General features: G+C 54.3%; 11 protein-coding genes. 6 read left to right on the plus strand and 5 right to left on the minus strand.

What is annotated here, in order from left to right:
- The 4 genes from galT to glyS all read left to right on the plus strand — a co-directional run bounded on the left by galT (position 1) and on the right by glyS (position 4412).
- Positions 1-999 carry a galactose-1-phosphate uridylyltransferase gene (gene galT / locus KKG35_06355; protein MBU1737745.1) on the plus strand — a complete coding sequence of 333 codons (999 nt, stop codon included), beginning with the start codon at positions 1-3 and terminating at the stop codon, positions 997-999.
- 76 nt (positions 1000-1075) lie between these two features.
- Positions 1076-1429 (plus strand): response regulator, encoded by a 354-nt coding sequence (locus tag KKG35_06360; protein MBU1737746.1) that lies wholly within the window; start codon positions 1076-1078, stop codon positions 1427-1429.
- A gap of 131 nt (positions 1430-1560) precedes the next feature.
- On the plus strand, positions 1561-2301 hold the full coding sequence (locus KKG35_06365) for a GTP cyclohydrolase I FolE2 (GenBank protein MBU1737747.1): 741 nt from the start codon (positions 1561-1563) through the stop codon (positions 2299-2301).
- Positions 2302-2348: 47 nt separating this feature from the next.
- Complete coding sequence (gene glyS / locus KKG35_06370; GenBank protein ID MBU1737748.1) at positions 2349-4412, plus strand: glycine--tRNA ligase subunit beta; 2064 nt, start codon at positions 2349-2351, stop codon at positions 4410-4412.
- Between the two features lie 226 nt (positions 4413-4638).
- On the opposite strand, the gene KKG35_06375 is transcribed toward glyS, so the two are convergent.
- The 5 genes from KKG35_06375 to KKG35_06395 all read right to left on the minus strand — a co-directional run bounded on the left by KKG35_06375 (position 4639) and on the right by KKG35_06395 (position 10217).
- Positions 4639-6552, minus strand: a complete 1914-nt coding sequence (locus KKG35_06375) for a M48 family metallopeptidase (GenBank protein ID MBU1737749.1) — start codon at positions 6550-6552, stop codon at positions 4639-4641.
- Positions 6553-6568: 16 nt separating this feature from the next.
- Positions 6569-7165 (minus strand): LemA family protein, encoded by a 597-nt coding sequence (locus KKG35_06380; GenBank protein MBU1737750.1) that lies wholly within the window; start codon positions 7163-7165, stop codon positions 6569-6571.
- A 67-nt stretch (positions 7166-7232) separates the two neighbouring features.
- The gene (gene maf, locus KKG35_06385; GenBank protein MBU1737751.1) at positions 7233-7871 is read right to left on the minus strand and encodes a septum formation inhibitor Maf; all 639 of its coding nucleotides are present in this window, start codon (positions 7869-7871) and stop codon (positions 7233-7235) included.
- Between the two features lie 519 nt (positions 7872-8390).
- Positions 8391-9134, minus strand: a complete 744-nt coding sequence (fabL, locus tag KKG35_06390; protein MBU1737752.1) for an enoyl-[acyl-carrier-protein] reductase FabL — start codon at positions 9132-9134, stop codon at positions 8391-8393.
- A gap of 138 nt (positions 9135-9272) precedes the next feature.
- Positions 9273-10217: a DUF362 domain-containing protein gene (locus tag KKG35_06395; GenBank protein ID MBU1737753.1), complete on the minus strand. Its 945-nt coding sequence runs from the start codon at positions 10215-10217 to the stop codon at positions 9273-9275.
- A 425-nt stretch (positions 10218-10642) separates the two neighbouring features.
- On the opposite strand from KKG35_06395, the gene KKG35_06400 reads away from it, so the two are divergent.
- A complete protein-coding gene (locus KKG35_06400; protein MBU1737754.1) occupies positions 10643-10990 on the plus strand; it encodes a winged helix-turn-helix domain-containing protein in 348 nt (115 codons plus the stop codon).
- A 67-nt stretch (positions 10991-11057) separates the two neighbouring features.
- Positions 11058-11912, plus strand: a complete 855-nt coding sequence (gene arsM, locus KKG35_06405) for an arsenite methyltransferase (GenBank protein ID MBU1737755.1) — start codon at positions 11058-11060, stop codon at positions 11910-11912.
- Positions 11913-12176 lie beyond the last annotated feature (264 nt).

Raw genomic sequence — 12176 nt, forward strand, 5'->3', positions numbered from 1 at the left:
ATGCCTGAACTTCGCAAAGACCCTATTCTCGGTCGCTGGATAATTATCTCAACCGAACGCGGTAAGCGGCCCACCGATTTCATTGTTGAGGGGAACAACAGCAAGGGTGGATTCTGCCCTCTCTGCCCAGGCAACGAATCCACAACCCCGTCGGAAGTTCTCAGCTATGGACGAAATCAGGGGTTTGCCAACCAGCCCGGCTGGAGCCTGCGGGTGGTTCCGAACAAATACCCGGCGCTGGTGATTGAAGGGGATATCGACAAGGAGGGAGAAGGCCTCTACGATAAAATGAACGGGATCGGCGCCCACGAGGTCATTGTCGAAACCCCGGACCACAACGCCTCTTTCTCACACCTCCCCCATGAACTCATGATTCAGGTCTTCTGGGCCTTCAGAGACCGGATAACCGACCTTGAGCGGGACCCCCGTTTCCGTTACGCGATGATCTTCAAGAACTTCGGCCGTGCCGCCGGCGCCTCTCTTGAACACTCCCACTCACAATTGGTCGCCCTGCCCGTTTTGCCGCGCCTTATCGTCTCGGAACTGGAGGGCAGCAAAAACTATTACAAGTACAAAGACCGATGCGTTTACTGCGACATTATCCGCCAGGAGATCAAGCAGGACATAAGAATCGTCAGCCAGAACGAACATTTCATCGCCATCACCCCATACGCTCCCCGTTCACCTTTTGAAATGTGGATTCTGCCGAAACACCACGAATACTCATACAGCTCCATGGGCAAAGACCGTTACGAAAGACTCACCTCGATCTTTTCCGAGGTGATGCGAAGGCTCGACGCCTGTATCCCCGGGGTCCCCTATAATTTTGTCCTGCATACCGCTCCGCTGCGTTCAGAGCCCCTTGAATATTATCACTGGCATTTTGAAATCATGCCCAAGCTCACTTCCATTGCCGGATTCGAGTGGGGTTCCGGGTTTTACATTAATCCTCTGCCGCCGGAAGATGCCGCAAAATACCTGAGGGAAGCCAAGATCTGATTGCCTGCAGGGCACAAAGCCGTACACAACCTAACCCTGGCCTGAATAACCGGGATGAATACAATGAGGCCCATATATGCACAAGATTCTGCTTGTTGATGACGAAGAGAGCATCCACCTCCTCTACCGTGAAGAACTTGAAGATGCCGGGTACGAAGTGCTTTCAGCGATGAATGGAGAGGAAGCGCTGAACATCCTGAAAGGCACAAAGCCAAACCTCGTGATCCTTGATATCAATATGCCCGGAATGAACGGCATCGATGTGCTGCGAAAGATCAAGGAGGCCTCTCCCGATCTGCCGGTAATCTTAAGTTCCGCTTACCAGGAGTTCAAACAGGACCTTTCATCGTGGGCTTCGGATGCCTTCATCGTCAAATCGGCCGATATGAGTGAACTGCTTGAGGCTGTCGAGCGTCATATCAGACGATAAGCCATACTATTTCACTCTTCGGGTATAGGTTTCGTACGAGCAGACGAGCTGCTCGACTTAAGCTTCACCCGGGAGTCGCCTCCAGACAACTGCAGATTCATCACCTGCCATTACCCTGCCCTGACAAAGGCATGAAAGATATCCAAAGCCAGCACGATCACCGCCGCATCAGTATCAAGAAAGTCGGCGTGAAAAACATTTCATATCCCATCTCGGTTCTGGACAAGGCCCACCACCACCAGCAGACGGTGGCGACCGTCAACATGTTCGTCAACCTGCCCCACCACTTCAAGGGCACCCACATGAGCAGGTTTGTGGAAATCCTGAACCGTTTCCACGGCAATATCAATCTGGAAAGCTTCCACCTCATCCTTGAGGAGATGAAGGCAAAACTCCAGGCCGAAGAAGCCCATATGGAGATAGAATTTCCCTACTTCCTGAAAACCGGACACGGTCAGGGTGGGGTCGGGATCAATGAATACAGCTGCCGGATGCACGGGTCCCTTGACCAGGAAGATGATCTGACCCTTGAGACCCGGGTGCCGATTTACCCCCCCCAGGCAAGCCAGAAAGACAACAGCATGCCCAGGTCTCTCGGGCGCTGGGGAGTTGCCGACATCTGCCTGCGGTTCAGACATTTCATCTGGATTGAAGATCTGATAAAAATGGTTGAAGAAGTGACCCTGCATAACTTAAACTGGGCCGACCTGATCAGCGGAACACCTGACAGTCATCTTTCCGTTGAGCAGATCACCAAGGCCATTGCCGTAAAGCTGTCCGGGAACAAAGACATCAGATGGTTCACGGTCACCGTTAGAAACCTGGCTGAGGGATTAAGCACCTTTGCCACGATCGAATGGCCTGATGCCTGAACACCTGAGAGATGAAACACTTATTCATTTAACCACGAGAATTGACAATGCAGCAGGAATTACTGTTTGAGATAGGCACCGAGGAGATTCCGGCGGGCTACATCACCCCTACCCGGGAAAATATGGCCCGCCTGATGGACCGGAAACTGAAGGACCTCGGTCTCGCCCACCAGGGAATAGTTACCGTAGCGACCCCCCGCCGTCTGACCATCAGCGTGAAGGGGCTGGTCTCCGGTCAGCAGGACAGCAGACAGGAAATACTCGGCCCGCCCAGGGCCGCCGCTTTCGACGGTGACAACAAACCCACCAAAACCGCCGAAGGCTTCGCCCGCTCCAAAGGGGTCAGCATGGACGAGATCAGGATCACCGAAACCCCGAAAGGCGAATATCTGATGGTGGTGGTCGAGAAAAAAGGAGAAAGCACCGAAAAGCTGCTTCCCGAACTCCTGACCGAGATGATCACCCAGATTCCTTTCCCGAAATCCATGCGCTGGGGCAGCGGCAGGAGCAGCTTTGCCAGACCGGTCCAATGGGTTCTCGCCCGGTACGGCAACAGCACAATCCCCTGCACCATCAATAATGTGACAAGCGGAGCCACCACCAGGGGGCACCGGTTCATGGCCCCCGGCAGCTTCGAGACAGACAGCCTGGAAGACTATCTCGGCAAACTTCGTCAGGCCCATGTTCTGGCCGACCCCGAAGAGAGGCGGCAGGCGGTTATTGCCGAGATCACCAGCCGTGCGGAAAAAGCCGGCGGCCGCATCCTCCCCGACGAGGACCTGGTCGACATCGTGACCAATCTGGTGGAAAAGCCCCATGCGGTTTGCGGCACCTTCGACCGCAAGTTCCTGGCCCTGCCCAAAGAGGTGCTCATCACCTCGATGCGCGAACACCAGAAATACTTTGCCGTTGTCGATGATGCAGGCAATCTGCTGCCGAACTTCATCGCCGTTAACAACACCGAAACCCGTGACCAGAGCCTCGCTGTTGAAGGTCATCAACGGGTTCTCCGGGCAAGGCTTGAAGACGCCCTCTTCTTTTTCAAGGAAGACCAGAACCACAAACTGGGGGACCGGATCAAAGACCTTTCCGGGGTTGTGTTCCAGGCCGGGCTCGGAACCATGCTTGAAAAAACCGATCGAATTGAAGCGCTCACCGGCTGGCTGGCCGGCAAGATCGCTCCGGATTCGTCAGTTGACGCCCGTCGGGCGGCAAGACTTGCCAAAACTGATCTTCTGACGGAAATCGTCAATGAATTTCCTTCCCTGCAGGGACTGATGGGAAAAGCCTATGCCCTGCTGGAAGGCGAAACGTCAGAAGTTGCCGACGCCATTGCCGAGCATTACATGCCGGTTCGGGCAGGCAGCGCTCTGCCGGCGACCACCATCGGCGCCATGGTCAGCCTGGCCGATCGGATTGATACCATCACCGGTTGTTTCGGGATCGGCAAGCAACCGACCGGCACCACCGACCCCTACGGTCTGAGACGGCTCTCCCTTGGCCTTCTGCATATCATCAGAAACAAGGGCTTCCGCATTTCGCTCACCGAACTGATCAACCACGCCCTCGATCTTTACGGCGCCAGGATTACCGAAGAGAGGGGTGCTGTTCTCACCGCAGTCGTTGACTTTATCAAGGGCCGCTACACCAACGACCGGGTCTCCCCGGAGCTGCCGATTACCGCCATTGAAGCGGTCACCTCGATTGATTTTGATGATATTATCGATTGCTCGCTCAGGATCGATGCCCTGGCTGCCGTTCAGGGTGAAGAAACTTTTACCATCCTGGCCGGTTCATTCAAAAGGGTCCGTAATATCATCAAAGACCACAAAACAGATAGAATTGAGCAGACCTTACTGACCGACCCTGCCGAGAAAGTACTGTATCAGGCTTTGCAGGAGATAAGCTCTGAAGCAGCCCCTCTGCTTGAGGGGCAGAATTATCAGAAGGCCATGGAGGTAATCCTCAAGATGAAAGAACCGGTCGACCTGTTCTTCGACAAGGTCATGGTCATGGCCGAAGACGAAAAGATCAGGAACAACCGCCTGGCTCTTTTGACCTCTATTTCCCACCTTTTCCTGAAGATCGGCGACTTTTCCAGAATGTCCTGAAAGATGCCCTGGCGAGTGTGCTGATTGGTTGGTTCTGTCCGTTAATATGGGATCGCTCGGACCACTTCATCCTTCGATAGTGCGACATGCTCACCATCAGGATGACCGGAAATACTGTTTGCGGGATAAATACCGTTCCCCCTGAGCGTGTCGAAGGGTGATCCAGCATGGCCTTCATGCCTGTGGCAGTGAATATTTGCCACGATTACCCAACGACAACAGGACCCTAGACAATAAAGGGCGGCACCGGGCAGTCCAGGGTGTCGGCGATCACTCGCACCAGTTCAGCCTCCACCGGCGCTATATGGCCATCCGCAGCGGCGCAGGCTCCGCAGGCTTTCAGGAGTTTTTCCTTGTCCATTGGTTTCAATCCGGCCAGTTCATTGAGCGAGCTGTCCAGCTTGTCGCGACTGATCTCATTTTTTGGCAGGAGATGGATCTTCACATCCAGTTTTGCAGCCCCTTTGGCAAATGTCTCCTGGTGATTCAGGCCCTTCTGTTCACTGGAGTAAGCAAGCACCGAGAGAAGGACAGCGCACGATTTTCCGGCCTGTTCCATTGACAGATCATGTTTGCCGCCGGCAGGTTTGTTGCTGAAAACCAGTTCAAGATGGTGCAGCACGATCTTGCGGATCGACCACTCAAACAGGCTCACCCGTCCATCCATCTCGATCAGGGCATTAAGGTTGTTCTGAAAAAGCACGTACTGATCCGGGGTCAGCTGCCGGAGGGCCGGCAGGGCCATATCAACCAGCGGCAGCCTGTACTCATGGCCCACCGAACCGATCTTGATCACGAGCTTCATCGTTTCCTGATACACACCATGGTCTGCGGCAGTGCTCAGATGCTCAAGCTGGCGATCACGGATCACCGGATCGTGATCCAGGAGCAGAAAATAGACCACCGCACGGGCAGCATAGGGATTATGGGCGGCTTTTTTGAGCAGCTCCGGGATTTCCTGAATCAGCTGATGCGCATAGCCCAGATGGACTGCATTGGGGCGACCGATATGCTTAAATGCGGTTTCATTCTGCATGGAGGCAGCAATTCCCGCCGCCATCGTTGCCTTTATCCTGAGCTCATCGGCATCCTCCTGAGCCCGGATATGTTCGGTCACGGTCCTTGATGCTCTGGAGGAGTCAAAACTTCCGTCCCAATCCGGCAGAACCCTGCTGATCCGCTCGGCAAGGGGTGGGTGGGTCGCAAAAAGAGAGCTGAAGAAACCGGTAAATCCCTGGCTGAAAAGGGCGTGGCTGATTTCAGAACTATTGGCGTTGACCAGAATCGAACCGGCCTGGGATGCGCCAATTCTAATCAGGGCGCCACCTATCCCATCCGGATTACGTGTAAACTGCACTGCCGAAGCATCGGCCAGGAATTCGCGCTGCCGGCTCACCGCAGCCTTGATCAGGTTCCCGAAAAAGGTGCCGGAGTACCCGATGATCATCAGCCCGATCCCCAGAAAGACGATCCCTCCCCCGCTGTTCTTGGAACCCCGGGAGGAGCGTGAAGTGGAACGCATGATGTAATAACCGATCAGACCGATCAGCAGTATCCCGTGCAGCATCCCGATCAGCCGGATATTCAACCGCATGTCGCCGTTCAGGATGTGGCTGAACTCATGGGCAATCACCCCCTGGAGTTCATCGCGGCTCAGGGTTTCAATGGCCCCGCTGGTGACCCCGATCACGGCGTCGCTTGTGGAATAGCCGGCGGCAAAGGCGTTGATTCCCGGTTCATGAAGGAGATAGACAGGCGGCACCGGGGACCCCGAGGCAATGGCCATCTCCTCGACCACGTTCAGGATCTTCTGTTTGTTAGTGTCCCCGGTGCCGTCGACGATCAGCTCACCACCCATCATTTCGGCGACACTTGCGCCACCGCCGGAAAGAGACATGATCTTGTAGAGGCTTCCCAGGGTGACTATGGCAATGACCCCGGCGCCAATCGCCCCGAAAACCTGCCAGTCGAACTGGCTGAGAACGGTTGCCGCAGTAACCTCCCGGGTGTCGACAAAGCCGAAAACCACCATCACCAGCAGGTTGGTCATGAGCACGATCGTCAGTACCGCCAGAACAAAGAACAGCACCATTCTGCCGGTACTCTGCCGGGCGTTGTCCTGTGCCTCGAAAAAATTCATCGCTTGAAACCGTATTCTAGAATGAGACTTTCGGCGCCGCCTGGATTGCCGCACTGTCTTCAAACTGAAGCAGGGTGGCATCAGGACCGTGGCCGAAGGCGGCAGCAAAGACCACCGGCGGGAAGGACTGCTTATAGGTATTATAGGCCATCACCTGGTCGTTGAAGGCCTGGCGGGAAAAAGCGACCTTGTTTTCGGTGCTGGTCAGTTCTTCGGAGAGCTGCATCATATTCTGGTTGGCCTTCAGGTCCGGATAGGCCTCCATGACCACGTTGAACCGGCTCATCGCCCCGGCCAACGCCCCTTCAGCGCCCATCAGACCCTGCATTGCCTGGGCATTGCCGGGATCGGAAGCCGCAGCAGCAAGACCTTTGGCCGCGGAATTTCTCGCGGCAATCACATTCTCCAGGGTCTCGCTCTCATGCTTCATATAGGCCTTGGCGGTTTCGACCAGATTCGGGATCAGGTCATAGCGCCTTTTGAGCTGAACCTCGATCTGAGCAAAGGCATTTTTGTAACGATTCCGGAGCCTTACCAGCGTGTTGAAGATGCCGATACCATAGACAAACAAGGCGATGAGCACGGCCAGAACGATAATCGAAGTTATTCCCATTGTATTTCACCCATGATAATTTTTAGGATGTGAACGGCTTACACCAAACAAAATCACGCTCACAATATTACAGAGGGATAGAGTTTGTCAAACCCTTAACGCCGTCCCCGGATAACACCAGAGGGTTGATCGCACCAAGATCAAGAAGTGCGGCAACCAGCTCCGCCATGGGCAGCCCGACCACATTGCTGTAGGAACCGGTTATACTTGCCACCAGCAGCCCCCCCCGCCCCTGAATCCCGTATGCTCCGGCCTTGTCCAGAGGTTCTCCTGAACCCACATAAGCGGCAAGGAGATCGTCGGAAGCATCGATAAAAGTCACTTCGGTGCGGACCGCACCGGTCACCCTGGTTTTGTCACCATTTCTACAGATCGCAAAACCGGTCCACACCTCGTGGGTCCGGCCGGAAAGACTTTGCAGCATGGTCAGAGCTTCGGCAGAACCGTCTGGCTTGCCAAGTATTTTCCCCGCCAGAACCACCACCGTATCCGCCCCGATCACATAGGCTTCCCGATGCAGAGGGGCAACCGCCTCTGCCTTTTCGAGCGCCAGTCTACGGACAAATTGTTCCGGCCTCTCGCCCGGCCGCGCCGTTTCATCAACATCCGCCACCTGCACCGAAAACAGAAGCCCCAACTCCTCAAGAAATCTCTTCCTCCTGGGCGATCCTGAGGCAAGGATTATTTCAGCATGATTATTGAACATCAAAGCAGTCTTGCAAAGATTGGGAAGAAGCAAATTGGCTGGCCGGAGAATTTGACCAAAACATCACATAAAATCCGTAAAAGTTGAGCCCGGTGCAGACGCAAGGAGCATGAAGTCCGGCCATATCAATGACCAAACTTTCTGACTCGTCTTAAGATATTGGTTTGCTGTCATAAAATAGTCCCAAGTCATGGTAGCATTCCAAGATTAGAATCCTGAAGCCAGAACGACTGATTATTTCACCCTTCGGGTACTCACTTCGGTACCCCCTTGAGGAGTATAAGTCTCGATGTCTCACAAGTTCGCTTATCGGTACGAGCAGGCAAGCTGCTCAACTCAGCTTTTCACCCTTCGGGTATAAGTTTCGTACGAGCAGGCAAGCTGCTCAACTCAGCTTTAAGCTTTTCTCCTGGCTTCTGACTTCTGCCTTCTGACTCCTGGCTTCTGACTTCTGACTTCTGCCTTCTTAATGATCCGCCGGACTCCATAGCGCCGCAGCAATTGCGCCTGTCTCGACTTTTACGCCCGTATGGAGTAGCCGCCATCGACCACAACCGTCTGCCCGTGAATCATATCGGCCAGATGACTGCAGAGAAAGAGGGCCACATCGGCGACATCATCAGGGGTGGTCAGGCGGCCGACCGGGGTACGCTCCCGGGCGGTGCCCAGGATCTGCTCACGATTGGGAAATTTTTTCAGGGCTTCGGTATCAACGGCCCCGGCGCTGATGGTGTTCACCAGAATCCCTTTCGGCCCAAGTTCAACGGCCAGATGCCGGACCAACGATTCCAGTGCCGCCTTGGAAGCACCCACCGCAGTATAGTTCTCAACCGCCCGGACGGCGCCAAGACTTGAGACGGCAATGATCCTCCCGCCGTGAGGCATCAGCGGCATTGCCTTCTGGGCGAGGGTCAGAAGAGAACGGGCATTGATATCCATCGCCCAGTTCCAGTGGCGTCCGGTCAGCTCCATGACCGGTTTCAACACCCCGGAAGCGGCGTTGCTGATCAGAAAATCAAGCCGCCCGAACTGACTGCTGATCTGCTCGAACATCATATCCACATCTTCATCATTGGCAACGTTTGCCTTGACCACCAGACAACGCGCCCCTTTCCCTTTGATCAGGGCCGCCGTCTCCTCGGCATCACCCCGGTGCCTGATATAGTTGACGACAATATCAACCCCGTTTTCGGCAAGCCTCGTCACAATGGCCTTGCCTATTCCCCGGGAACTCCCGGTCACCAGCGCCACTTTTCCTTTCAGATTGAACAGCATTGTTTTCAGCTCCTTGCCAATGGCTCGATAAATGGCCAGTCATTATTTGAAAGATTTGCATTTTAAAAGAGTGCAAGAATATCTGTAAATCCGGCAGTTGTAAAGAGTCAGTCTGCAAGAATCACTTTACCGGTCATTGAATCCGGCAACAATTCGTCGACACCCGGAAACGGCCATCCGCAATGGATGAAAGGTCACCGGCTTCAGCGTGTCCGGCAGCTGAAAGTCATCCACCGTCAACTCCGGTGGTCTGCGCAGCGGATAGGTGATGTTTTCCAGATCTGTCCCCGGCAGGCCCCGGCGAATATGCTCCTGCATCAGGATCGACCGCTCCGGATCAGCGCCGATAATCTCCAGCAATGCGGTGTCGAGCGCCACCGGATCAAACGTTGCCCCGACAATTCCAAGGGGATAGGGTTCTCCCCGCATCGGCCCCGCCTTGTGCATGGCGGTGATCCCGTCAACAATCGTGAATGATCCGGGAAAAAGCTCGGGCAGATCGGCCAGAAGGGACTCGAACCGGTTCCCGATATCGCCGTGGACCGCATGGTGCAGGGCCTTCCGCCAGCCGCAGACCACCCCGAAATAGTTCTTCACCGCCAGACTTACATACAACTGGCTGTGCGCCTTTACTTTCGGGAGATTGATCAGAAGATCGCAGTCAAGGGCTTCGGCTGCTATCGGCACCGAAAACCCACAGGGGAGAGCGGTTTTTATCCCTCGACTGAAATTGACCACTTTGACATCAAGATGCGAAAGCGCCTCCGTCATTCCGGTGGCCTTCATCACCATCCGGGCGCTCCCGAAGGCCGGAGAATCACCAACCCGAACCTTCGCACCGTGATCCAGAAACCATTGGGCAACAGCGGCCACAAAATGCGCCGAGGTGCAGGCAAGATGATTGGTGCTGCCTGCCGCAACCAGATTCGGTTTCAGCAACACAACACTCCCTCGACTTAACCGGAACCCGGCCGAGGAGACAACCCGATCAACAGCATCTGCAAGGTGGACCGCCTGATAATCCAGGCAGGACGCCAGGGCCACTGGTATCCGCTTTTCACGCATCGTCATGCCATCTATATATCACATCGGGTATTCGGCTGCATCAGGTCATCAATCAGGAGTCCAAAAAAGGAAATGGCCGGTTCCTAGGGGGAGGAGAAACCGGCCATCGTGGAGAAAGAGAGTTGTTGGAAGAAACTTTATTGCAAACTTGTCTAGATTATAAAGCAAGGGGCATGCCAACTCGTCAAAATTTTCCGGATCAGGCGGCAAACCCTTACCCGGCAATGGTTTTCAATACAAAGACGCCCCATACCCAGATCGATCCCATAGTACAAATATTTAAACCCTGCGACCTGAATGATTACCAGCAAAGCAATATATCGTCACACTCTCAGCAAGTTATTCAATTTTATACCCGAACAGGATGAATGATACCCTCAATATTTTTTGTACCGCTTGACATGTGCATGACCATGCACTAATATTGCTGCATGAACATCCCGCTGGCACAACATACTCCCCCCGAACTGGACAGACTGATTGCCTCCTTTGAATCAAAGGTCTTCAAGTCGATTACCGAACCGGCCCGGGCCGCGATCATCAAATTCCTGATGCTGAACGGCCGCGCCGATATCAGCACCATCGCCTCCCACCTGCCCCAGGACCGGTCGGTGATCTCCCGACACCTGAACATGATGGCTGAGGCTGGAATCCTCATTGCGGCAAAGGAAACCCGGCATATGTATTATTCCCTCAACTGCCGGGCCTTTCTGGATGAGTTTGAACGAATCACTCAGGAAATCAGGGAGTGCATGGCGGTCTGCTGCCCGCCGGAGTGAACCCGCATTTTTTTTACCATGTTATGTGCATATAGGCACACATCAACACCATAAAGGAGAAACCATCATGAAGAACGTTGCGAGCATCAGAGACAGTGTAGCAAAGGCCTATGCCAAAGCGATCGGCAAAGCAGCCCCCTCATGCTGCGGCATATCAGCCTGCTGCGGCACAAAGCCCCGGCAGGGAGAACCGCATGCCACCATGGCCGGATATGGTCAAGCGGAGGTTCACTCACACCCGGAAGCCGCCGCCACGTCATTCGGGTGCGGCAACCCCCTTGCCTTCAGCGGGGTGAAAAAAGGCGACACGGTCCTCGACCTTGGCAGCGGCGCGGGCTTTGATCTGCTGATCGCCGGAGAAAAAGTCGGGCCGAAGGGACGGGTGATCGGTATTGATATGACGGATGAAATGATTGCGAGAGCCAGGAAAAACATCACCAAAGCAGGAGCGAGGAATATTGAAATCCGCAAAGGCATCATCGAGGAGATGCCGGTTGCCGCCAACTCGGTTGACTGGGTGATCTCGAACTGCGTGATCAATCTCTCCCCCGAAAAAGATAAGGTCTTCACCGAGATTCACCGGGTATTAAAACCGGGCGGCCGGATGCTGGTCTCAGACATTGTCGTCTCGGAACTGCCACCGAAATTACGGGAGTTGGAATCCCTTTACAATTCCTGCGTGGCAGGCGCGATCAGCGAGGAGGAGTACATCAGCGGTCTGGCCAGGGCGGGGCTGGTTGATATCAAAGTCACGGAAAGAATGGTTTATGAGGCGGATCAGATCAGGCCAATTTTCGCCGCTGACCAGGCACCGCTCAGTGAACTTTCCGCCGCACTTTCGCCGGCAGAGGCGGAAACCCTGATCAATCAGTCAGCAGGAAAGGTATGGAGCGCCAAGTTCTCGGCCGGAAAACCTGCCTAGAAACCATGGAACTGCAAATATCACCAGGAGGAAAAAATAATGGGTGTGTCATTTACATGCTGCAACTACAGGCAAAACAATAAATGTACCGGGGTAAAGATCCCCTGTGAAGTCGAAGACAAATCCGAGGGTCAGGCTTGACAAATGGGTATCAACCAATCAACATTATGATTTTATTCACTTTTTCGTGTAAATGATCGTCATCTTTCATTTTCTTTACCAGTCGAGAAGCTGACTGACTCAAGCTGGATAAATCGCGCTGCT

It is taken from the genome of Pseudomonadota bacterium (assembly GCA_018823285.1).
In the GTDB taxonomy this organism is placed as follows: Bacteria; Desulfobacterota; Desulfobulbia; order Desulfobulbales; family JAGXFP01; genus JAHJIQ01.

What these genes read in the sequence shown, in the direction of transcription:
- maf (MBU1737751.1), bottom strand. Translation starts at nt 7,871, where the DNA reads ATGTTCAATAATCATGCTGAAATAATCCTTGCCTCAGGATCGCCCAGG.
- galT (MBU1737745.1), top strand. Translation starts at nt 1, where the DNA reads ATGCCTGAACTTCGCAAAGACCCTATTCTCGGTCGCTGGATAATTATC.
- KKG35_06395 (MBU1737753.1), bottom strand. Translation starts at nt 10,217, where the DNA reads ATGACGATGCGTGAAAAGCGGATACCAGTGGCCCTGGCGTCCTGCCTG.
- glyS (MBU1737748.1), top strand. Translation starts at nt 2,349, where the DNA reads ATGCAGCAGGAATTACTGTTTGAGATAGGCACCGAGGAGATTCCGGCG.
- KKG35_06375 (MBU1737749.1), bottom strand. Translation starts at nt 6,552, where the DNA reads ATGAATTTTTTCGAGGCACAGGACAACGCCCGGCAGAGTACCGGCAGA.
- KKG35_06400 (MBU1737754.1), top strand. Translation starts at nt 10,643, where the DNA reads ATGAACATCCCGCTGGCACAACATACTCCCCCCGAACTGGACAGACTG.
- arsM (MBU1737755.1), top strand. Translation starts at nt 11,058, where the DNA reads ATGAAGAACGTTGCGAGCATCAGAGACAGTGTAGCAAAGGCCTATGCC.
- KKG35_06380 (MBU1737750.1), bottom strand. Translation starts at nt 7,165, where the DNA reads ATGGGAATAACTTCGATTATCGTTCTGGCCGTGCTCATCGCCTTGTTT.
- KKG35_06360 (MBU1737746.1), top strand. Translation starts at nt 1,076, where the DNA reads ATGCACAAGATTCTGCTTGTTGATGACGAAGAGAGCATCCACCTCCTC.
- KKG35_06365 (MBU1737747.1), top strand. Translation starts at nt 1,561, where the DNA reads ATGAAAGATATCCAAAGCCAGCACGATCACCGCCGCATCAGTATCAAG.